General features: G+C 61.9%; 20 protein-coding genes. 11 read left to right on the forward strand and 9 right to left on the reverse strand.

Features of this window, described 5'->3' with window-relative positions:
• Positions 1-15: 15 nt before the first annotated feature.
• Complete coding sequence (locus tag GWE18_RS07325; protein WP_275185091.1) at positions 16-675, reverse strand: peroxiredoxin; 660 nt, start codon at positions 673-675, stop codon at positions 16-18.
• A 459-nt stretch (positions 676-1134) separates the two neighbouring features.
• Here GWE18_RS07325 and GWE18_RS07330 point away from each other — a divergent pair, with 459 nt between their 5' ends.
• Both GWE18_RS07330 and GWE18_RS07335 read left to right on the forward strand, forming a co-directional pair.
• On the forward strand, positions 1135-1722 hold the full coding sequence (locus GWE18_RS07330; RefSeq protein ID WP_275185092.1) for a hypothetical protein: 588 nt from the start codon (positions 1135-1137) through the stop codon (positions 1720-1722).
• 763 nt (positions 1723-2485) lie between these two features.
• Positions 2486-2725: a hypothetical protein gene (locus tag GWE18_RS07335; RefSeq protein ID WP_275185093.1), complete on the forward strand. Its 240-nt coding sequence runs from the start codon at positions 2486-2488 to the stop codon at positions 2723-2725.
• 252 nt (positions 2726-2977) lie between these two features.
• Here GWE18_RS07335 and GWE18_RS07340 read toward each other — a convergent pair whose 3' ends face one another.
• From GWE18_RS07340 to GWE18_RS07355, 4 genes are all read right to left on the reverse strand, one after another.
• Complete coding sequence (locus GWE18_RS07340; RefSeq protein ID WP_275185168.1) at positions 2978-3736, reverse strand: C13 family peptidase; 759 nt, start codon at positions 3734-3736, stop codon at positions 2978-2980.
• Between the two features lie 85 nt (positions 3737-3821).
• Entirely contained in the window at positions 3822-4922 is a 1101-nt protein-coding gene (gene amrS, locus GWE18_RS07345; protein ID WP_275185094.1) for an AmmeMemoRadiSam system radical SAM enzyme, read from the reverse strand.
• A 378-nt stretch (positions 4923-5300) separates the two neighbouring features.
• Positions 5301-6494 (reverse strand): serine hydrolase domain-containing protein, encoded by a 1194-nt coding sequence (locus GWE18_RS07350; RefSeq protein WP_275185095.1) that lies wholly within the window; start codon positions 6492-6494, stop codon positions 5301-5303.
• Positions 6495-6617: 123 nt separating this feature from the next.
• A complete protein-coding gene (locus tag GWE18_RS07355) occupies positions 6618-8267 on the reverse strand; it encodes an NAD(P)/FAD-dependent oxidoreductase (protein WP_275185096.1) in 1650 nt (549 codons plus the stop codon).
• Positions 8268-8626: 359 nt separating this feature from the next.
• Here GWE18_RS07355 and GWE18_RS07360 point away from each other — a divergent pair, with 359 nt between their 5' ends.
• Complete coding sequence (locus GWE18_RS07360) at positions 8627-9526, forward strand: AraC family transcriptional regulator (RefSeq protein ID WP_275185097.1); 900 nt, start codon at positions 8627-8629, stop codon at positions 9524-9526.
• Between the two features lie 130 nt (positions 9527-9656).
• A complete protein-coding gene (locus tag GWE18_RS07365) occupies positions 9657-9962 on the forward strand; it encodes a hypothetical protein (protein WP_275185098.1) in 306 nt (101 codons plus the stop codon).
• A gap of 79 nt (positions 9963-10041) precedes the next feature.
• Here GWE18_RS07365 and GWE18_RS07370 read toward each other — a convergent pair whose 3' ends face one another.
• On the reverse strand, positions 10042-10383 hold the full coding sequence (locus GWE18_RS07370) for a hypothetical protein (protein WP_275185099.1): 342 nt from the start codon (positions 10381-10383) through the stop codon (positions 10042-10044).
• A gap of 263 nt (positions 10384-10646) precedes the next feature.
• Here GWE18_RS07370 and GWE18_RS07375 point away from each other — a divergent pair, with 263 nt between their 5' ends.
• From GWE18_RS07375 to GWE18_RS07385, 3 genes are all read left to right on the forward strand, one after another.
• Positions 10647-11099 (forward strand): PPC domain-containing DNA-binding protein, encoded by a 453-nt coding sequence (locus tag GWE18_RS07375; RefSeq protein ID WP_275185100.1) that lies wholly within the window; start codon positions 10647-10649, stop codon positions 11097-11099.
• A 341-nt stretch (positions 11100-11440) separates the two neighbouring features.
• A complete protein-coding gene (locus GWE18_RS07380; protein ID WP_275185101.1) occupies positions 11441-11968 on the forward strand; it encodes a hypothetical protein in 528 nt (175 codons plus the stop codon).
• A 92-nt stretch (positions 11969-12060) separates the two neighbouring features.
• Positions 12061-14781: an EAL domain-containing protein gene (locus GWE18_RS07385; protein WP_275185102.1), complete on the forward strand. Its 2721-nt coding sequence runs from the start codon at positions 12061-12063 to the stop codon at positions 14779-14781.
• Between the two features lie 19 nt (positions 14782-14800).
• Here the strand turns inward: GWE18_RS07385 and GWE18_RS07390 are convergent, their stop codons facing one another.
• Both GWE18_RS07390 and GWE18_RS07395 read right to left on the reverse strand, forming a co-directional pair.
• Positions 14801-17275 (reverse strand): PAS domain S-box protein, encoded by a 2475-nt coding sequence (locus GWE18_RS07390; RefSeq protein WP_275185103.1) that lies wholly within the window; start codon positions 17273-17275, stop codon positions 14801-14803.
• A gap of 44 nt (positions 17276-17319) precedes the next feature.
• On the reverse strand, positions 17320-18084 hold the full coding sequence (locus GWE18_RS07395; protein WP_275185104.1) for a thermonuclease family protein: 765 nt from the start codon (positions 18082-18084) through the stop codon (positions 17320-17322).
• A gap of 205 nt (positions 18085-18289) precedes the next feature.
• Here GWE18_RS07395 and GWE18_RS07400 point away from each other — a divergent pair, with 205 nt between their 5' ends.
• The 4 genes from GWE18_RS07400 (at position 18290) to GWE18_RS07415 (ending at position 21926) form a co-directional block, all read left to right on the forward strand.
• Positions 18290-18499 carry a hypothetical protein gene (locus tag GWE18_RS07400; RefSeq protein WP_275185105.1) on the forward strand — a complete coding sequence of 70 codons (210 nt, stop codon included), beginning with the start codon at positions 18290-18292 and terminating at the stop codon, positions 18497-18499.
• 137 nt (positions 18500-18636) lie between these two features.
• Positions 18637-20652 (forward strand): acetyl/propionyl/methylcrotonyl-CoA carboxylase subunit alpha, encoded by a 2016-nt coding sequence (locus GWE18_RS07405; RefSeq protein ID WP_275185106.1) that lies wholly within the window; start codon positions 18637-18639, stop codon positions 20650-20652.
• Between the two features lie 108 nt (positions 20653-20760).
• Entirely contained in the window at positions 20761-21630 is an 870-nt protein-coding gene (locus tag GWE18_RS07410; RefSeq protein ID WP_275185107.1) for an isocitrate lyase/PEP mutase family protein, read from the forward strand.
• Positions 21627-21926, forward strand: a complete 300-nt coding sequence (locus GWE18_RS07415) for an acylphosphatase (RefSeq protein ID WP_275185108.1) — start codon at positions 21627-21629, stop codon at positions 21924-21926. Before GWE18_RS07410 ends, GWE18_RS07415 begins: the two co-directional genes overlap by 4 nt.
• Before the next feature lie 88 nt (positions 21927-22014).
• Here the strand turns inward: GWE18_RS07415 and GWE18_RS42240 are convergent, their stop codons facing one another.
• A complete protein-coding gene (locus tag GWE18_RS42240) occupies positions 22015-22173 on the reverse strand; it encodes a hypothetical protein (protein WP_342804234.1) in 159 nt (52 codons plus the stop codon).
• Positions 22174-22730: the final 557 nt, after the last annotated feature.

Genomic DNA, 22730 nt, shown 5'->3' on the forward strand with positions numbered 1-22730 from the left:
TCGCAATCGCAACCGTCACTTCGGCTGCGGCACGATCCGTATGTAGGGCTTCGGCGCCTTCCAGCCGGCCGGATAGATCGTCTTCGCCTCGTCGTCGCTGACGGAGCCCGCGATGATGACGTCCTCGCCCTGCTTCCAGTCGGCCGGTGTCGCGACACGATGCTTTGCGGTCAGCTGCAGCGAGTCGATCGCGCGCAGGATCTCCTGGAAGTTGCGGCCGGTGGTCATCGGATAGACGATCGTCAGCTTGATCTTCTTGTCGGGGCCGATCACGATCGCGTTGCGGACGGTCTGGTTGTCCGCAGGGGTGCGGGTGAGGGGATCGCCCGAGGTCGAAGCTGGCAGCATCTCGTAAAGCTTGGAGACGTTGAAATCGATGTCGCCGATCATCGGGTAGTTCGGCGCCGCACCTTGCGTCTCCTTGATGTCCTCGGACCACTTCGCGTGCCTGTCGACGGGATCGACGCTGAGGCCCATCAGCTTGACGCCGCGCTTGTCGAACTCCGGCTTCAACTTCGCGAGCGCGCCGAGCTCGGTGGTGCAAACCGGCGTGAAATCCTTCGGGTGCGAGAACAAAAGCGCCCAGCTATTGCCGATCCAGTCGTGGAATTTGATCTTTCCTTCGGTGGTCTCTGCTTCGAAATCGGGGGCGGTTGCGCCTATCGGGAGTGCCATGGTTTTACCTCATGTTATTCAAGTTACAGGGAAATTTGTCTTAAGATTATACGAGTCTGAAGCGGTTAAGTGAACCGGTTGGCGCAAAAGGTGAGATCCTTCTCGCTAAGCCCGGAACTCCTAGCATCTTCTTTGGGTCCGCGCCTCTGCGACGAAAAGAACCTTTGCTCCGTATTTGATCGGTCGCAGTCATGTTTCCGAGCCATCTTTTGTTTGACCTCGATCTTTTCAAGGTTGTTCCACTTTTCTGCCGCCGCTGCCCCGATATTGCCTTTTATGGCCCGCATCAGGCCGGGCCGCTTTGCACCCCTGAGTGCTTTGGTGAACCGTGACCGACCTCACAGCGACCAATTGGCAACCATGTAAAAATCAGGGAATGCGGGCTTCGAATCGTTAACCGCTCGTTCATGCCCCGTATGGAAATGCTGGATCTGAGAAAAGAAACTGAGAAGTGCAACTATGCCCGCCCCTACTGCCAAAGCCACTGACACGTCCGCCGAAACGTCTGACGTCCCGCAACCGTCCTGCCGCCGGACCGCGGCGCACGCCTTGACCATTGTGCGCGATGGCGTGATCACCGGCGAGGGCCCCACCACCAGGGGCCGCATCCATTTTTCCCGCGCGCTCGATGCCGACGACGCCGCCTGGTGCGCGCGCATCCTGACCGTCAGCGCGGTCGACCATCAGCCGGTGAGCCGGGCCGAAGTCGAGGCGCTGTTTGAAATCAGCGATGCCGCCACCGAGCGCACCGACGATGGACGTTTCGATGATCTCCTGGCCAAGGCGGTCGCCCATCATGCCGCCTCCGAGTCCGGCCTGCCGGTGCCGCCGCGCACGGTTGCGCTGTCGCCCGACACCGACATCGAGAGCTGGGCGCCGACGCAGGCCGCCAAGATCGATACCGAGGTGCTGGAATGGCTTGCCAGCCAGATGCGCGGCAAGCGCCGCATCAACCACCGCCTCACGGCGCTGGTCGCAACCCTGATCGGCGCCGCCGCTCTGCCGCTCGCGCAGTTGCCGGGCATGCTGGACATGGGGATGCTGTAGGTTCATTCGGCGATCACTGAATTAGAGGCGGCGGGGTAGTGCCCGCCGTTTTTGTTTGGGTGATCCTGCGTTGTCCTCTGCCGTCATACCCCGCGAAAGCGGGGTATCCAGTACGCTGCGGCCTATCGGTTCAATCACTGCTGCCTCTGGCATACTGGGCGCCCGGTCAAGCCGGGCGATGACGACTGAATGTGTGTTCGCGATCTCGCCACGTCATCTGTGCGAGTTTTGCTGGAAAACTTCCCGCCCTCTTGTTCAGAGGGCGCAGGGAAGACCGGGTGCTTGCTGCACCCGCGGTCTCGCGTGCGATTTGCGCAAACAAAACTGCACACGAGCATACAGCGCGTACGTCTAGCGCGCCATCTGCGTCCATCGCATCTCACCCAAATCACGTTGAAATAGCTGGTGAAATTCGCGTTTCGCGCAGTGGCGCTTGCGTCAATAATGGACATTTCCGGTGGGGTTTAATTCCTGCCCTGGCGTCCCCATATAGATGTTTATGGCACAATGGAAATCGTCGACCACGCGGCAACCACCGATGACAAAGGACGAGTTGCGTCTGATGCTGGCCGAGGCGGTCCGCAACACGCAGCCAATCGCGGATGACAGGCCGAAACGCTCTCCAGAGGCCGAGGACGATCAGTCCTAACTGGCCGCCAGCGGCTCGCCGCTCATTCGCAAACTTAAGAAACGGACCAAGGCGCGGCGGTTGATGTCGATCCCGACAGCTTGGCCCAATCAGAAATCACAAAGGACCTAACGGATGCGGATTGCTGCCAAACCCAGCGAACAAGAGATCATCGAGGGGCCGCAGGCGGTATCGTTTCAGATCGCGAACGGGAACGTGCGGCAGTGCTGCATTCTCCAAACCGAGCTGCCAACGAAGGCGCTGGCCCAAAAATATCTTCTCGCAAACTGGCCTGTTATCGAAAAGATGGCACGCGACGCGCTCGCGGCGGGAAACCTTGAAGACGGCCAGATCAAACTCGTCATGGCGGCCTGAGCGGTTTATCATGAACGCCAATTTTGGATTGCAGGACCAGTCATGCTGAAAGATCGAGAATATCCTGAATGCGCTCCGCGAGAAGCCGCTCAAGGCCTACCAACTCATGCGGCGGGCTAATCTTCCGAATGAGGAAGCCTGCCAATCCCTGCTTCTGAAGATGCGCGACGAGGGTCTGGTGAAATTCGACATCCACAAGGGGCTATGGCTCATCGGATAGTCAGATAGTCGGATACATGCGGCGGGGTTGTTTCAAGGACGCGAAATGAGCAACGGCTGCACGTTTTCGCCGCCTGCCATTAGGGGATTCGACGGCTCGAAGCGCTCGCGCACTTCTCGCTTTCTGACGAGCGAGCGCGCAACAACAAAGGCGTCCTTCAGACTCTTGGCTTGCCGGAGTGCTATATTGAAAAAGGCGTTGCCGAAATAGGTCCATTTGGCTTTGTCCCGGCAGCCGAACGATGGATGGTCGGCATCGGCCGCGGTGATGACCAGCGTATCGGGGGTCGCGATACGAGGGATAAAGACCCCGGAATAGCAGGCCGAGATGACCACCACCTTGTATCGCATGCCAGTCCGCGCCAGCATGTAGGCGAGGTTAGACGGCGTGAGCGTTTGCGTAAGCCGCCCCGCTTTGACTGCAAGGCCGGTGCGGGAGCCGTGCGAGGTGAGAATCAAAAACAGAATGTCGTTGTCGGCGTCCATCCCGTTGGCCGCCGCTTGCAAGGACATGGCCAGGCCTTCGATCGTGGCACCTCCGCCTTTCTTCGAATTGTATTGCACGTTGATCGGGGCACCCCCGAAACGGTCCGCTACGACCCGTGCTGCGCCGGCCGCCTCGCTTCTAAACACGCCCTGATCGCCGAAAAGGCCGAAGGACACCACGCTCACCTTGCGAGTATCCTCAACGGCGTGCACCGTCGAAACCGAGGGCACAACGGTCAAAACAAAAGCGATGAGCGGCGCGCCGATCCGGCGGATCCAACGTAGATACACAGCTACACCAGGCATTTCTTTCAACAGGTCATGTGAAGAGTCCGATCCTCTTTGTGCGCGATGCAGCAGCGAGGCGCCTCGCCGTCGCCATCATCCTCATTCACGAGCATTCCAAGCTGCCGATCCGGATCGGGACGCGCCGCTGCCCCCAGTTGCCCGGGTGCGCCTCGAACAAGCCAGGGATTGCGGTGGAGCAAATACCGCATCGGCCGTTCCCTGAGAGCCGCCAAGTGGTGATGTCATACCAATCTCGGCCGATGATCCGCTCACCGCAGCCCGGGCAGTACGTACTTTGGCCGCGCTCATCATGGACATTGCCGGTGTAGACGAAATGCAGCCCGACCTTGCGCGCGATATCGCGAGCCGTCGTTAGCGTGAAGGCCGGCGTATCGGGCAGATCCAGCATCTTGTAGTCAGGGTGGAAGGCGGTGAAATGCAAGGGCACGTCAGGTCCTAGCTTTGTCATCACCCATTCGCTCAGCTTTTTCACCTCCTCCGGGCTGTCATTGTGACCCGGGATCAGCAGCGTTGTGATCTCGAACCAGACCTTCGTCTTGTTCTTCAGATACTCGAGCGTCTCGAGCACGGCACCGAGACGCCCCGTGCACAGCCGGTTGTAGAACGCCTCGGTGAACGCCTTAAGGTCGACATTGGCGGCGTCCATGAAGGTGTAAAGCTCCTCCCGCGCCGCCGCGTCAATGTAGCCCGCTGTGACCGCCACGTTCTTGATCCCGCGCCGGCGCGCCACCTTTGCAACGTCCACGGCATATTCGAGGAAGATGACGGGGTCATTGTAGGTGTAGGCGATGGAACGCGAGCCCGTGGCAATCGCAGCCTCGACAATGTCTTCCGGTGAGGCTGCGTCCTGGAGCCGGTCGAGTTCTCGCGCTTTGGAGATGTCCCAGTTCTGGCAGAATTTGCAGGTCAGGTTGCACCCGGCGGTACCGAACGACAACACGGGAGTTCCGGGCAGATAGTGGTTCAGTGGCTTCTTCTCGATTGGATCGACACAGAACCCCGAGGATCGGCCGTAGGTCGTGAGCACGATCCGGTCGTCCTGCCGGCCGCGCACGAAGCACAGGCCGCGCTGGCCTTCGTTAAGCCTGCAATAGCGCGGGCAGACATCGCACTGGATGCGCCCGTCTTCAAGCCGGTGCCAGTAGCGGCCAGGAACACCTTCCAAACGCTCGGATTCGGTCATGGAATTCGTCGTGTCGATCGCTGGGCAGACCTCAAGTTTGTTGCCAACGGGCGTGACGGAGAGTGGCCACAATATCGAGCCGGCCCGCCTAAGGGCACGAACGCCCGTGGACGTCGGCTCATCTTATTCCTGATGGGCGGAGATGGTAAGCCCGCCGACCACTTTGCGGGTCTATGGCGACAACCTTAGACGAATTAATGTCCGATCAGGTGCGCAAAGCGAACTCGTGCCATGAGCTAGGAACTGATGGGCCCATTCGCCAAGATCATTCGTGTTTGGGGGATGCGGCATCCCCGGCGATCGAAGTCGCAAACGTCCGACTTCGATCCGGAAGCGGGAGGCCGCACCACTAAGCGAAAATTTCAAGCCGAACGAATTCTAGCCTGCCTTTCGTAGCTTCAGGCTGTCGTAGAACGCCGTTTCGAAGTTCAAGTAGCCGACGAACGAAGCCGGATCGCCGAAGGGCAGAATTTGTGTGGCCCAGAATCCACCGAACCCGTTCGCCCGGTCGATCCAGTAGAAGAGATTGGCGAGGCCGGCCCAACCGAGAGCCCCGGCTGGACGTCCTGTCGGGGCCTGTTCGTCGTTGATCATGAACGTCAGCGCCCACGACTTCGACTGGCCCGGGAAGAACTCCGCGTCATTGGACAGCGAGGGAATGACTCCGGGAAGCGCGGTCACCTTCCTGTCGCCCAGGTGGTTTTGCGCCGCCATGCGCACGGTCTCGGGCTTCAGCACGCGGCCATTGTCGCCCGCACCATCGTTAAGCCACATGCGGATGAAGCGCATGTAATCGCCGACGGTGGCGTAAAGGCCATGGCCGCCCATGTGAACTTCGGGATTGGCGGGAAGCTCGAAGTCCATCGGCGTGAGCGAGCCATCGGAGCCTCTTGCATGAACCCCGGCGAGCTTGCTGCGCATCGCATCCGTGAGGTCGAAGCTCGTGTCATTCATCCCGAGGGGCTCGAAAATGCGCGTCTTGAACACCTCGCCGAGCCGTTTTCCGGTAATGGCCTCGACGATCTGGCCGCACCAGTCGAGATTGGTTCCGTATTCCCATTTGTCGCCCGGATCGAACAGAAGCGGCGTCATCAGCGATGCCTTGGAAGACGTGATGACGCTGGGCTGACCCTTCTCCTGCGCCAGTCGATTATAGGTATGACTGAAGAAATCGTAACCAAAGCCCGCGGTGTGTGTCATCAGCATGCGCGTGGTCACATCGCGCTTCGGGGGGCGTAATCTCGGTTCGCCCTTGGCGTCGAAGCCCTCGATCACCTGCAGCTTGCCGATGTCGGGCGCGTAGGTCCTGGCCGGCGCGTCGAGATCGAGCTTGCCCTGTTCCACGAGCTGCAGGATCGCGGTGCCGGTAATCGCTTTGGTCGTCGAGAAGATGGCGAACGCGCTGTCCGTCGTCATTTCTGCCGCCTGATCGAGACGACGCTTGCCGGCTGCGCCTTCGTAGATATTGCGATGACGGTCTGTGACCATCGCGACCACACCGGGGACGCGCGGGTTTGACGCAACGACCCCATCGAGAACGGCGTTTGCCGACGCATTGAAACCAGTACTCATTGTCTTCCTCCCTTTATGTAATGAATGCTCTCGATCGCTGCCCATCGCGCACGCGACCGCTGCGGTCGCGCGCGACAGGATCGTTGTCACGGGGCTTGTCACGAGGCCTTGGCGGCGCCACGCTCAATGCATGGCGAAGCCGCGGTAGCCGCCTGCTGCGACCTCGTCGCATTTCCCGTGATAGGTGCCTACACCGCCGGTGTAGGACAGCACCCGGCGCGGCTTGCCCTCGACATTCGAGCCGAGATACCAGGAGTTAGTTTTGGCGATGAGTGTCGCACTCGCGGTCTCGTCGTGATGCGCCACCCATTGGTCTTCGGCATCCTTTGTCGGCTCGATGACTTCCAGATTACGGCTGCGCATATACTTGATGCAGTTGTCGATCCACTCGACCTGCTTCTGGAGGCAGGTTGTCATGTTGCACAGGGCGGCCGACGGAGCGAGCGGCACGGCCGTCGTGAACAGGTTCGGATAGCCGTGAATTTGCAGGCCCATGGTGGTGCGGATATCCGTGCTCCAATCGTCCTTCAATGCCCTGCCATCGCGACCGCGGATGTCGATGCGCGTCAGCGCGCCTGTTCCGGCGTCGAACCCGGTTGCCAGAATGATGACATCGAGCTTGTGGATCGTCCCGTCCGCCGTCTGCAGCCCGTCAGGGGTCACGCGCTCGATCGGATTGCTCTTGACGCTGACGATTTCGACATTGGAACGATGGAAGGTTTCCAGAAAATTCTGTTCCAGCGGCACGCGGTGCGTTCCGAAGCCGTAGTCGGTCGCGGCTGGAATCAGCAGTTCGCACAGCTTCGAATCCTGCAGCCGCTCGCGCATCTTCTCGCGCACGAATTCAGATATTTGGCGGTTGACCTCCTCGTCGAAGAACATCTCGCCAAAGGAGGCGAGCCATAGCTTCAGAGAACCGTCGTTCCAGCAGTCTTCCAGCACCTCGCGGCGCCGATCGGGTGTGAGATCGGCCCAGGCATGTTCGAAATCATACTCAAAACCCGTGAACGTACTGGGTAGCTGCTTGGTGAAGAACTCGAACTTCGCCTTGTAGGCATCGACATCAGCGGCGGTGTATTTGGGATTTTTCATCGGGATGATGTATTGCGGCGTGCGGATGAAGACCTTCAGATGGCCGGCGTCGGCGGCGATCGTCTGGATGACCTGGATGCCGGTCGCCCCGTTACCCACCACGCCGATGCGCTTACCCGCAAAATTGACGCCTTCCTTAGGCCAGCGGGCCGTATGGAATAACTGACCCTTGAATGTCTCTTGCCCCGGAAACCTCGATGTCAGCGGTGCCGAAAGCATGCCGCAGCAGGTGATCAGGAACTGGGCGTGGATCGTATCGCCGTTGTCGGTCACCACCGTCCAGCGCTTCGCCATCTCGTCGAAATGCGCGCGCTCGACGGTGGTGTTGAACTGAATATCCTTGCGGAGGTCGAGCTGGTCGGCGACGTAATTCAGCCAACGCTCGATTTCGGGCTGACCGGGGAATTTCTCGCTCCAACTCCATCCCTTGTAGAGCTGTTCGGAGAACAGGTACTGATAAATATAGGCTTCTGAATCGAAACGCGCGCCAGGGTAGCGATTCCAGTACCACGTGCCGCCGACGCCGGAAGCGGCGTCGATCACTTGCACGTTTAATCCCTGCTCGCGCAGGCGATACAATTGATAAAGCCCGGCGACACCGGCTCCGACGACCACGGCATCGAAGCTCGCCGTCTTCTGCGCCCCGTTGCCTCTCCCTTTCTCTGTTGCTGCTTGGCTCATGCTTCCCTCCATTTGGCGTTTTTGCTGAAGACATGCGACTTCGTTCGCCCGTCGCGAGACGGACGGCGCACACGTCGCGGTATCGTTCACGGCAGTACAGGCGGCGGGACGCTCGATCCTTGCGTCTCTTCTGGCTTGCCGGTGCTGCTTGCCGTGTCGGATGAGGAAGCTAGTCGCAGCCCAGTGCTCCCGGCTTGGATGAATTGCGCATTCTTTTGAACGAAAATGCTGGCATCGCACGGCGTTTTCGCATTGGCCCTTGGCAAACTGCGAAACGGCCTTATGCTCGCCGCTGCCGTCTGGCCAGAGAATATAGAGCGGTCAACCGCCCCAAGACTTCCAGACGCGGGAGGTGCGCGATGGGCCGGTTGATCACGGTGGAGGAGCTCCCGCAATACGCCGGTGGCGAGCTCAAGCTGGACAGCATGGCGACGGGAATGCCGGAATTTCGAATGCGGGTGTTCCGCTACGCCCCATCCGAAATCTCGGTCCCTCCGTCGGAGAATTTCCTGATCGTCAATTACCGGGAAGGCGCGACATCCATGAACCGCCGCGTAACCGGTCCATGGAAGCAGGATCACGTCGGTCGAGGCGTGACGACGTTGCTAACGCGCGCGGAGCCTTCGAACTGGCTCTGGCGGCACGATATCGAAGTGTCTCATTTTTATATCTCGCCCGCGCTCATGATGAAGACGGCAAGCGAGGCTTTCGACCGCGACGCGGAGCGGGTTGAACTCCATGATTTGGTGCGCGCAGAGGATCCGGTATTGGCCTGGATCAGCGATCAGATGATTCAGGAGGTGGCCGCTGGAGGGCCGGGCGGGCGGCTCTGCTATGATGCGCTTGCACTTCAGGCCAGCGTGCATATCCTGCGAAAATACGCCTCCGTCCAGTTCAAGTTGCCGCGTTCGCAGGGACGTTTCAGGCCGGCCCATGCGCGGTTGATCGAGGACTACATCGAGCAAAACATCTTCCGGAACATCACGCTCGAGGAATTGGCCAACATATGCAGCTGCACGCCGGTTCAGTTTGCGCGCAAATTCCAATCGCATTACGCAACCCGGCCGCATGCCTATGTCTTGAAACGCAAGGTGGAACGTGCGTGCCAGCACCTGCGTAAAGACCGCCTGGCGCTCAAGGAAATCGCGCTTCTGAGCGGCTTTTCCGATCAGAGCCATCTCAACCGGGTCTTTCGCCGGTACATGAATGTCACGCCGGCCGAGTATCGCAGGCATAACTGCAGCAGCCGCGCGGGATAGCATCAAGAGGGGACGGTCGTGTGGAACCCGCCTCAAGGGCCGGCGATGGGTCGGCTAGCGCCCACAAGTTGGGGTCGGATGGAGGAAACATCGGGGCCCCGGCGCCGTTCTCATTGCCAGGAGGCTAGCCATGAGCAAGTTCCAACAGAAGGCCGAAGCCCAGACCAAACAGATCATCGGGCAAATGCTCGGCGATGAGCGGCTGGTGCAGGAAGCCAAGGAGCAGCAGCGCGAAGCGACGGAGCCGGGATCGACCGGTAAGCGCCATGACGATCGCTATGACCAAGGCATCGTCCGCGATGAACGCGGACAAGAGCAGCCTCGGGACAAGGAGCGCGCCCAGCGGGTGAGCAGAGTGGACCGAGGCGGCGATCCGCCGGGAAAGAAGCGAAAGAAGGGGGAGACCGCCCCCAAGCGCGCGGGGTCAGCTAGCTGACTGCAGACAGGGGATCCAGCTCCGCAGACAAGAAAAGAGGCGGCCGTGCCGCCTCTCTCAGGTCTCGCATACGTTCTCGTTACTGACAGATGTGACGTCGGCCGTCCTGGCCTATGAACGTCGTGCCAGGCTGACAGACGAAACCGCTGTTGTAGCCACCATAGTAGCGGCGGCCATAGTTATAGGCGTAGACGTCGTTTCGGAATGGAGCGGTGGCGATGGCGCCGGCCGTTCCGATCGCGCCGCCGACCACGCCCGCGGCTACTTCACCCGGCCAGAATCCGCTGTGTCTGTTATAGACGCGGTCCTGGGTTTGCGGCTGACGGATGGCATCTGACCGTCCGTGAGCATCCTGCGCCAATGCCGGCGCTGCGACCGCAGTGGAAAGAACAGCCGCTGCTGTCAGGAGCTTCCAGTTCATAAGTTGCCTCCGTTGTAGTGGCTTGCAGTGACTTTGGAGCCAACGAATAGCGATAGGCACCGTTCCGGTATTGTGATCCGGTCATTTCAAACGGATGTGAAGTTTAAGTTTCGGTTACATGTTCCGCTGCGAGGCGGCCCGTTCGGGGAACGATGTATATCGGTGCCGATTGACCGGGGAGTGCTGCGCGACCGGCCCAAGAAGGCCGGCGCAACCTGAGTTGCAGACGTATCGCGGCCTGAACGGCAATTGCGAGGTCAGCCATGAAGAGCAAGCGCGTCGGCGTTGACGAGCAGTCGCAGGTTCACGTCATCATTCTTGATGCGGGCGAGGAGGCGTTTGCAGCACTCACTCGCTTTGCCAATGAATCCGGAATTTCCGCGGCCTCGTTGACAGCGATCGGTGCCTTCGAACGTGCTACCGTCGGCTGGTTCGACATTGCTTCGAAGAGCTACCGGAAGATCGAGGTCAATGAACAATGCGAGGTTCTCAGTGCGATCGGGGATGTCGCCGTCGGCGATGACGGCAAGCCCAGCCTTCACGTCCACATTGTGCTGGGGCTCGCCGACGGCTCGACCCGCGGCGGCCATTTGCTGGCGGGCACGGTGAGGCCGACGCTCGAAGTTGTCTTGACCGAAGTCCCCGCAACGCTGCGACGAAAGAAGCGGGCGGAGCTCGGGATTGCCCTGATCGATCTTGGCGCCGAGCGCGGCTGAGGCGCCACGCGGCTTCCCTTGTCGCAGCCGGAATAAAAAGAGCCCCGCCAACCCCGTCCATCGGTTCCGCGGGGCTCGAGTTCGACGTTGCGGGGGAAGGAAACGCCGATATGGGCAAACCCGGAGCGGGCCCGATCGTTCCTGTAATCGCTTCGCTCCATGCGTTCCACTGACCGCACCGAAGCCGATATTGCGAGGAAACGCCGCGGCAGAACGCTCGTCAGGGTAGTAGTTTTACGAGGCCGAACAAATATTTGCGCGGCGAGCGCCAGCGTAAGCAAACGTTTAGCGGCTGCCCGTAAAATACCGGCATCAACTTCTGCATTAACCCCTGGTTAGTCATGCGCCTTCTGCCGATGAAAGAGCCGGACAGGTCCTGGCGGTCGATCAAGGGCCAGTGGAAGAAAGACGCCGAAAGCGTCGGCGAGGACTTTTCGACCTTTTCGACGGGAAGCTTCACGACCTATGACGGGCTGACCAAGGAAGGCGACCATCCCAGCCTGTACTGCCTTTCCGACGGTGAACGGATTCATGCGGCCTGCCAGGTCAGCCGCCTGATGATGAGCAAGTTTCCGTCGCCCATCCTGCGCGCGCGCTTCGTCGTCGTGTCGCCGGTTTACGAATTGGGGATCGCAGAGGCCAGCCAGTACGCCCAGATGATGGTGGCGCTATTCTCCGGCATCGTGTGGCTGTCGCGAGATACGATGTCGGCAAGCCATATCCGCTTCTTCCTGAAGAGCCCGGGAGATTCGCAATACTTCGCGGCGCTGCAGGCTTCGACGCCGGCCTCGCTGTTTTCGAAGTTCACGATCGACGGGGCGCTAATCGAGTGCAGCCTCAGGGAAGATGAGATGGCGGAAACCGCCTGATTCCGCTGATACCTTAACCTTGCGATAACTCACTTTGCTAACGTCCTTTTGGATTGTGTTCCCTACAACAAGCGCCTGTGGGGGCAGCGAAAATGCTGAACAATTCATCGCAAGACGTCATCGCGGAGAGCCGGCCTCGTTTTGGTGCCGGCCTGCCGTGGCGGATCCGGCTGGGCGCGATCCAGTGGCTGATCCTGAGCGCCGCAGGGCTCGTGCTCGCGATCACGCTCGGCACCGGCTATTTCGCCATGCAATACCGCGAGCGGGCGCTGGAAGTCGCCGAGCGCGAACTCAATAACAGCGCGCTGCTGCTGTCGCGGCATTTCGACCAGCAATTGCTGGACCTCCAGCATGTCCAGGAAGACGTCGTGACCGGCCTGCGGGCGGACGGGGTCCACACCGCCGACGACTTCGAAAGCAAGATGTCGACATTGAGCGCGCACGAGATGCTGCGCGCGAAGCTCTCGGTGTTGCCGCATGTCGGCGCCCTGAATCTCTGGAGCGCCAAGGGCTGGCTGATCAATTCGTCCGAGATGTGGCCGGTGGCGGACAAGACCATCACCGACCGGCGCTACTTCCAGGAGTTCATGTCGGGCAAGCCGACGCCCGGCGTGATCGTCGAGCCGGTCGTGAGCAAGGTGACCAAGGTCTGGACGACGGTCTTTGCGCGAAAGATCACCGGCCGCCAGGGCGAGATCATCGGCTTTGCCGTCCGCGGCGTTGAACCTTCCCACTTCGAAGACTTCGTTGCATCGCTGGCCCTGGACCGCGACACCGCGATTTCGATGATTCACCGCGACGGCACCATCATCGCCCGCTATCCCAAGGACGACGCGCTGATCGGCCACAACGTCGCCAATACGGCCGCATTTCAGCATGCGCTGGTGCTGGACGGCAATATTTCGGGACGCTTCACCAGCGCGAGATTGTCGCAAGACAAGGTCGGCGCGGTGAAGTCGCTGACGCACTTTCCGATCCTCATCGTCGCGACCACCAGGACGGAGACCGCACTCGCCGACTGGCGGGCGCAGACCAGGCTGCAATTTTTTGCAGCGGCGTTGGCGATCGTCGTCGTGATCGTCATGGTGTTCCTGATCGTGCGCCAGCTACGCCGCCAGCACGCCGCCGCGCAGCGCAAGCTTTCGGAGAAGAGCCAGCATCTCGACACCGCCATCAACAACATGACGCAGGGCCTCTTGCTGTTCGATGCCTCGGGCCATCTGGTGATCTGCAACCGGCGCTATATCGACATGTTCGGGCTCTCGCCCGAGGTGGTCAAACCCGGCTGTCATCTGCGCGACCTGATCCAGCACCGCCAGGAACGCGGCTCCTTTGTCGGCGACGTCGACGCCTATTGCGCCCGGTTTCTCGACCCCAGTGGCAGCCTCGTTCAGGATGCCATAACCTCGACACCCGATGGGCGCACGATCCGGCTGATCTTCAAGCGATCGGCGGACGGCGGCTGGGCCGCGACGCTGGAAGACGTCACCGAGGGGCGGCGCGACCAGGCCAGGATCGAACATCTCGCCCATTACGACGCGCTGACCAATCTGCCGAACCGGGCGCTGTTCCAGCGCCACGCGGAGGGATTGCTGCTGGAGACCGAGGGGCAGGAGTTCGCGATCCTCTATATCGACATCGACGAGTTCAAGCGCATCAACGACACACTGGGACATCTGATCGGCGACGAGTTCCTGAAGGGCGTAGCGGAGCGGCTCCGCCAGTCGGTTGGCCCTGAAGATTTCATCGCGCGGCTTGGCGGGGATGAATTCGCCATCCTGCAGAACGGCATCGCGAGCGCCGAGGATGTTCGCGCGCTGGTCGCGCGGATCTATCAGGCGCTGCGTACCCCGTTCAATTGCCATGACCATCAACTCTCCAGCGACGCCAGCATCGGCATCGCGATCGCCCCGCGCGACGGCTCGGACCTGTTCGATCTTCTGAAGAACGCCGATCTCGCCATGTATGCGGCGAAGGCGGCCGGCCGCAGGACCTATCGCTTCTTCGATCCCAGCATGGAGCAGCAGGCCAACCATCGCCGCGAGCTGGAGGCGGACTTGCGCGAGGCACTGGCGCAGGGCGGCTTCGAGCTGCACTATCAGCCGCAGGTCGATCTGCACAGCGATCGCGTCACCGGCTGCGAGGCGCTATTGCGCTGGCGGCATCCGGTGCGCGGCGTGGTCTCGCCCGCCGACTTCGTGCCGGTCGCCGAGGAAACCGGCCTGATCGAGGAGATCGGGCAGTGGGTGTTGCGTACCGCCTGTGCGGAAGCTGCGAGCTGGCCGGACCATGTCCGCATCGCCGTCAACGTCTCGCCGATCCAGTTCCGGTCGGAAACGCTGTCGCTGAAAGTGGCGGCAGCGCTCAACGAGGCCGGGCTCGACCCGCGCCGGCTGGAGCTGGAGATCACCGAAGCCGTCCTGATCGCGGACGACGATGCTGCGCTGGCGACGCTGAACCAGCTTCGCGCGCTTGGCATTCACATCGCGCTCGACGATTTCGGCACCGGCTATTCCTCGCTGCAATATCTGCAGCGCTTCCCGTTCGACAAGATCAAGATCGACCGCTCCTTCGTCAAGGAAGTGACGCGCAATTCCTCGTCGGCCTCGATCATCCGCGCGGTGGTCAGCATCGCCGCCGACCGCAACATGATCACGACGGCGGAAGGCGTCGAGACCCTGCAGCAGCGCGAGACCGTGCAGGATCTCGGATGCACGCAGATGCAGGGCTACCTGTTCAGCGCGGCGCGTCCGGCGCAGGAAGTCCGCGCGTTGCTGGCATCGGGAAAGGCCGGCGTCGAGGCCGCGGCATAAGGTTTGAGACCAGGTTGCTTCAGGCCTGCTGTGGGCGCGCCTCGGAAATCGCCTTCCTGAGAATCCGCGACAGCAACTCCACCGAATAGGGTTTCTGGATCAGCTCAAAGCCGCGGTGGGCGCTCTCCGCCAGCACGTTGCTGTAGCCGCTGGTCAGCACCACGGGCAGGCCGGGATAGCGCTCGCGCACGATGCCGGCGAGCTCGACGCCGTTCATCCCGGGCATAATGACGTCGGAAAACACCAGGTCGGCGGAAAACTCGTCCTCCGCAAGGATCGCGAGTGCGGCATCCGCGCTGGCGACGCGGCGGACGGTGTATCCGAGATCTTCCAACAGCTCGGTGGAGAACTGTCCGACGTCGTCATTGTCCTCGACCACGAGGACGCGGTAACCGCGGCCGCGCGCGGCGGGCTCGCTGCCGGTCGCAGCCGCCTCGACGGCATCGGCCGGCACCGCGGCCTGCGGCAGGTAGATCGTGAACGTCGCGCCCCGGCCGGGTTCGCTCGCAACCGCGATGTCGCCGTCGGACTGTTTGGCAAAGCCGAACGCCTGGCTGAGGCCGAGGCCGGTGCCCTTGCCGACCTCCTTGGTGGTGAAGAACGGTTCGAAGATCGTCTCGAGCAGGGCAGGCTCGATGCCGGTGCCGGTGTCGGTCACGGTAACGGCGACGAAGTCGCCGCTACGGGCGGACTGGGCGCGCAGCGGCGGAATGGCATCCACCTTGCGGACGCGGATGGTCAGCCGGCCCTCGCTGTCCATGGCATCGCGGCTGTTGACGGCGAGATTCATCAGCGCGGTCTCGAACTGCGCGACGTCGGCGATCGCAAAACAGTTGAGATCGGCGATGTCGAGGTCGATCCTGATCCGGGCGCCGACGAGGGGGCGGATCAGTTGCGCCACCGCCTCGACCTGGGTGCCGACATTGAACACCTGCGGCTTCAAAGGCTGCCTGCGGGCGAACGCCAGCAATTGCCCGGTCAGCTTTGAGGCGCGCTCCACCGTCTCGGCAATCGCGTCGATGTAGCGCCGGCGCCGCTCTTCCGGCAGCTCGCGGCGGCGCAGGAAGTCGGTCGCGGACCGGATGATGGTCAGGAGATTGTTGAAATCGTGCGCCACGCCGCCGGTCAATTGTCCGACCGCTTCCATCTTCTGCGACTGGCGCAGCGCTTCCTCGCCCTGGCGCCGCTCGGTGGTGTCGATCGCCTCCGGCACAGCGCCGATGATCGCGCCGTGCTGATCGCGCAGCGGGCGCATCGCAAAGTCGAAATAGCGCTCGCCGATCGGAAGCTGCAGCCGCATCTCGGTCTGGATTTCTTCGCCCCGCATCACGGCGATGAAGGCGTCGCGGACGGCGTCCCGCATGCCTTCGGTGCCCGTAAACCACGGCGTTTCCCAGTACGGCTTGCCGATCACCTCGCTGGCATTTGCGCCGATGCCGGCGAGCGAGGTGCTGTTCGAATGCAAAACGTCGCCGTGCGCGTTGAGCAGCCCCTGATACTGGTGGCTGGTCTCGAAGATCGCCCGCATCTGGGCCTCGCTGGATTCGAGCTGCGCCGTTCGCTCGGTGATCCGCATTTCGAGGATTTCGTTCAGCCGGCGCAAATCGCGCTCGGCCTGCTTGGCTGACGTGATGTCGTGGGCGACGCCGATGAAGCCGACATGATTGCCGGTCGCATCCCAGCGCGGCTGGGATTCCGACCGCAGCCATCGCCATTCGCCGTCGGCGCGCTGGTAGCGAGCCTCCAGCACGAACGGCTTGAGCGAGGCCTCGCCGGCGATCGACTCCTGCACGACGCGCTGCTGGTCGTCAGGATGCAGCCGCTTGCGCCAGTCGAACACGATAGCTTCCTCGAACGGTAGCCCGAGAAAATCGAGATAGGCCTGGTTGGCGAAGGAGCGCGTGCGATCGAGCTTGGTAACCCAGATCGGCACCGGCGCGCTGTTGGCGATCAGGCGAAAGCGCTCCTCGCTTTCGCGCAAGGTTTCTTGCGCCAGCATTTGAGCGGTGACGTCGCAATCCGCGCCGACCAGGCGCAGCGCGCGGCCATCATGGTCGCGCTCGATCTTGGCGACGACGCGGATCCAGCGGGTCGTGCCGTCATTGGGCCGCACGATGCGGTATTCGGCCGAATAGTCCTCGCTCTCGCTCTTCAGCACACCGAACAAATGCTGGACTGTTCGCTCGCGATCCTCGGGATGGATTCGGCTGACCCATTCCTCATAGGTTTCGTTGGCCGCCTCGGGCGGCAAGCCGTGAACCAGGAGATATTCGGGGGAGCGGCGGTTCTTGACGCCGTCACGGAAATCGATCTCGAGACCGCCGACGCCGGCGATGCGCTGGATCCGCGCCAGCTCCGCTTCGCGTTCCTGCAGAGCGCGATGGGCTCTGTCGCGCTCATCAGCGATTTCCTGCAGATGTTGCCGCAGACGCTCGGCGGCGGCGATTTCAGGCAAGACGTTCGAAGTATTGGAAGGGGTCATGCGTGCCGGCAACCTCTGCTGGCACTTTCACACAGGAAACGGCGGCTTTGCCAGCGTCATTTACTCTTGGTGGTTGATCGACAGTTATAGGCTTTGCGGAACCCGGCGGCTTGCGCGTCTTCCTCGGAACAAAACCAGCGATCCGGCTTGGTCAGGCCCGGGTAGGAGCGGCACATCTGAAGGTGGTAGATGCCGAGGTTCCCCGTGACGCGCGCGCGGACGGCGTATTTACCCTTGATGTTGCAGCTTGCCGGCATCACGAGATCCTCGGGGAACAAGGCCTCGCGGATTTCGCGGTCGCGGTCGGCGCGGCACGCGGCGCCGAGCAGGGCGCTATCCTTGTTGCCCGTGCGGAACTCGCGCGGCGCCACGAAGCAGCCTTTCCAGAGTCCCTGGCGGTCTTCCCGGGCGCGGGCTTCATCCACCTGGAAGCGGCCGCTGGCGGAGGCTTCGACATTCACGGCAAAGCCGTTGCGGACCAGCAACTGACTGAGACTTGTGGTGTCGCCCTCGATCTTGCAGACGCCGATGCGCCGTTTCTTATAGGCGGGGTCCGGACCAAGATCGTCGCAGCGGATTTGTTTGCCGCCGGTCAGTTTTGCCAATTGATCGCGCGCCTCGATACCGCAGGTCCAGCTATCGGCGTGTTCGTCGATGCAGAGCTGGTCGACGGTTGGGACATCGATGCCGTCGAGCCGGTAGGTGACATTGCCGAGCTGAAGCGTGCTGCCATCCCGGACGATGGCGGTGGCGGCCGAACTCTGGCTGGCCGGAAGTACGATCGATAGCAACGCCGCAACCAGAAAAATTCGTGACCGCATCTGTTTCATTTCTAATCAATTCCACACCCGCGAGCGCCTTCTAGCATAAGCCGAGGTGATTGAACCAAGCCACTGAAGCTAATCGCGCATGAAAGCACGTTGGGGAAAACCATCAGCGCCGTTGCGGCCAGGCGCCGAACGGCCCATTGACTTCGCAAGAACAAAATAGGAACATTGCCGGCGTCGCTCAACACGGAATATTGCCATGTCATCCTCTTCACAGCCGAAATTTGAAGAGAACGACGGGCTGGAAGCCGCGGTGGATCAAGCGATTTCCACCTGCGGCGGCGACATGAGGGCGACGATCCGCGCGCTGATTGTCGCCAATGAATATCTGGAGTCCGAGGTAGGCGAGCTGATGAAAGCGGTATCCCAGGCCTATGCGCGGGGCCGGTTTAACTCTTATTCCGGCTGAATTGCCGCCACCTGGTCTCGGTCGTCGACACGAGACCGTTGCCTCCATCGATTTTTGCTGTACGACGGGTGGGTTGCCCCGCGTCCCGCATTCCATTGCGGGGGGAGGGTCCTGCCCAAAGCTCAAGCAAGAAGAACATGTTCAAAAGAATTCTGATCGCAAATCGCGGCGAGATCGCCTGCCGGGTTATCAAGACTGCGCGCCGTATGGGGATCGAGACGGTAGCGGTGTATTCCGAGGCCGACCGCGATGCGCTCCACGTCGAAATGGCCGATGACGCCGTGCTGATCGGTCCGCCGGCGGCGGCCGAAAGTTATCTTCTGATCGATCGGATCATCGAGGCCTGCCGCAAGACCGGCGCAGAGGCCGTGCATCCCGGCTATGGCTTTCTGTCCGAGCGTGAAGCGTTTCCGCGCGAGCTCGCCAAGGCGGGCATCGTCTTCATCGGCCCCAACCCGGGCGCGATCGCCGCGATGGGCGACAAGATCGAATCCAAGAAGGCCGCCGCGAAGGCCAAGGTCTCGACTGTACCGGGGCACCTTGGCGTCATCGACGACGAAAAACACGCGGTGAAGATCGCCGACGAGATCGGCTATCCCGTGATGATCAAGGCCTCTGCCGGCGGCGGCGGCAAGGGCATGCGGATCGCGCATTCGCACAAAGAAGTCGCCGAAGGCTTCAAGCTCGCCAAGGCCGAAGCGAAATCCTCGTTCGGCGACGACCGCGTCTTCATCGAAAAATTCATCGTCGATCCCCGCCACATCGAGATCCAGGTGTTAGGGGACAAGCATGGCAACGTGATCCATCTCGGCGAGCGCGAATGCTCGATCCAGCGCCGTAACCAGAAGGTCATCGAGGAGGCGCCGTCGCCGCTGCTCGATGAGACCACTCGCCGCAAGATGGGCGAGCAGGCGGTGGCTCTGGCAAAGGCCGTGCACTACGATTCCGCCGGCACCGTCGAATTCGTCGCCGGCCAGGACAAGAGCTTCTACTTCCTGGAGATGAACACCCGTCTGCAGGTCGAGCATCCCGTCACCGAACTCGTCACCGGCATCGATCTCGTCGAGCAGATGATCCGCGTCGCCGCCGGCGAGAAGCTTTCGATCGCGCAGAAGGACGTCCTGCTGACCGGCTGGGCGGTGGAATCGCGCGTCTATGCCGAAGACCCGTTCCGCAACTTCCTGCCGTCCATTGGCCGGCTGGTGAAATATCGCCCGCCGGCGGAGGCGAGCCAGGACGGCGTCACCATCCGCAACGATACCGGCGTGCAGGAAGGCGGCGAAATCTCGATCCACTACGATCCGATGATCGCCAAGCTGGTCACGCACGCGCCCTCGCGCGCCGGCGCGATCGAGGCACAGGCGACCGCGCTGGATGCATTTTACGTCGACGGCATCAGGCATAACATTCCGTTCCTGTCGGCGCTGATGAATCATCCGCGCTGGCGCGAGGGCAAGCTTTCCACCGGCTTCATCGCGGAGGAGTTTCCGAAGGGCTTTTCGGCGCGCCCGCCGGAAGGCGAGATCGCGCGGCGGCTGGCCGCCGTGGGAGCTGCGATCGATCACGTGCTGGGCGAGCGCAAGCGGCAGATTTCCGGACAGTTGACCGGCCGGCTGGTGCAGCGCGAACGCCGCCGCGCGGTGTGGCTGGAGCGCGATGAAATCGCGCTCGATGTGGCGCGCGAGGCCGATGGCATCGCGGTGCGTTTCATCGGCGCCGACGGTCTGCCCGGCAATCCGCACAATCTGGTCTCGCACTGGACGCCGGGCGAACCGGTCTGGCAGGGCACCATCGACGGCCATTTCGTGGCGATGCAGGTACGCGCGATCCCGAACGGCTTTCGCCTTGCGCATCAGGGCTTTGAAGTTGCGGTCAACGTCTTCACCGAGAGCGAGGCCGCGGCCGCGCGGCTGATGCCGGTGAACTCAGCCGCCGACGCCGGCAAGAAGCTGCTGTGCCCGATGCCCGGCCTCGTGGTGTCGATTGCCGTGAGCGAAGGCCAGGAGGTCAAGTCCGGCGAGACGTTGGCCGTGGTTGAGGCGATGAAGATGCAGAACGTGCTGCGCGCCGAGCGCGATGGCACCGTGAAGAAGATTCATGCCGCTGCCGGTGCGACGCTGGCGGTCGATGCGTTGATCCTGGAGTTTGCGTAACGCTTCCGTCATTGAGAGCGAAGCGAAGCAATCCATCGTGCCGAGAAAGAAGTATGGATTGCTTCGCTTCGCTCGCAATGACGATGGATAGAACTGAGGGCACACTATATGGCTTTCCGTCAGCGCCGAGAGAGACTGCGTTCCATCTTGAACGGCTCGACCTGCATCCGGCCGGGGTCGGTCTATGACGCGACATCGATCCGCATTGCGGAAGACCTCGGGTTTGAGCTCGGCATGTTCGGCGGGTCGGTGGCCTCGCTCGTCGTGCTCGGCGATCCCGATATCGCGCTGATCACCTTGACGGAGCTGGCCGAACAGATGCGCAGGATGTCGCGCGCCTCGACCTTGCCGGTGCTGGTCGATGCCGATCACGGCTATGGCAACGGGCTCAACGTCCGACGCACCGTGCAGGAGCTTGAGGCTGCCGGCGCCGCTGGCCTGACGATCGAGGACACGTTGCTGCCGCCGGCGTTCGGACAGGCCGGAACGCAACTGATCCCGCTGGAGGAGGGCGTCGGCAAGATGAAGGCCGCGCTCGATGGCCGCAGCGATCCCTCGCTGGTCGTCATGGGGCGGACCGGGGCCGTGTCCATCACCGGTCTCGACGACGCGATTGCGCGCGCGCGGGCGTACGAGGCGACCGGCGTCGATGCGCTGTTCTTCACCGGCATCAAGACCCCCGCGGAGCTGGAAGCCATTTCGGCTGCGACGCGCCTTCCCATCGTACTCGGCGGCGCGCCCGAGGATATGGCCGCGCTCGATTATCTCGGAAGCCAGCGCGTGCGGATCGCGCTGCAGGGCCATGCGCCGTTCGCGGCCGCCACGCAGGCCGTCTATGATACGCTGAAGGCGTTGCGTGAGGGAGCCTCGCCGAAGAACCTGAGGGGACTGGCGTCGGCAGAGCTCACCGGCCGCGCGATGCGCGAGTCGGAAGTTAAAGCCCGCAGCGGTGAATTTCTCGGGTTGAAGAAGTCATGAGCGACGCGATCCGTCATGTCACGATCAGGGGCCGGGTGCAGGGCGTCGGCTACCGCGCCTTTGTCGACGACGAGGCGCGGTCGCATGACCTCGAAGGCTGGGTGCGCAATCGCCGCGACGGCAGCGTCGAAGCGGTGTTCGCCGGCCCCGCGGGAGCCGTTACGGCCATGATCGAGTCATGCCGGCGCGGACCATATTCGGCGCGGGTCGACGCGATACAGAATGAGGCCGCTGGTCCCGGCATGCTGAACCTGCGGCGGGCAGGGGAGCGCTTCTCGGTGCTGCCGACGATCTGAGCATCGTGATATGGGAAACACTCACAAACTTAAAACTTAAGCGGTCCCGGCAGACCGGGACCGTTTTTGTTTTGGCCCCGGTTACAACTCATTCAGCGGGCGGCTTACGCCTTTCCCTGAACGGGTCGGCGGCGTCGTCGTGACCACTACGGTTGCTGAAGAACATCAAAGCCATCAGCCCGCAGCCGATCAGGAGTGAAAAGAACGTTCCGAGTCCGAGGGCGATCCAGCCGTGCTTATCCATCACGGCGTCGCTCGTGGCGTTCCACACCGATACAGCCCAAACGCCAGTGAGGCCAAGCAGGGCTAGCAAGATCGCAAGAAGACCAACCTGTCCGAAGCTAAGGTTCCGCATGAGGGCACCCTTTCTAGCACACAGGGGAATGTGGGCAGTCAGAAGCGACACTTAGCCGAGGCTGATGCCTGGCGCGCCATTTCGGGCCGGGGCCACGCATGTAATGCAGCTCGGGCCGGTAGCTATCGCGCACGTCCATAGCCAGGTTGTGAACGATGCTGGCGAAGTCGGAGACTGTCTCAGCCGACTTGCGAGCAAAACCAGATATTGCGAACCAGCGCGCAGCAGCCGGTGCGATCGCACGAGGTCCGACGATGCTTTTCCAGATCATCCTTTTTCTCCGTCCGGTTCGATGTGGGCACCGTGATGATCTAGCGGATCGGAGCTGCGGGGGCGCCAGAGCGATTGCCCAACCTGTAGAGCGATTGCTGCTAGCGCCTGCGCGCCGCAGAGGGCCTGACCGAATACGGCATACGCCAAGTGGTCCGCGGGCACGTAAACAATCCTGA

Origin of the sequence: Bradyrhizobium sp. CSA112 (assembly GCF_029051645.1) — a bacterium.
GTDB lineage: Bacteria > Pseudomonadota > Alphaproteobacteria > Rhizobiales > Xanthobacteraceae > Bradyrhizobium.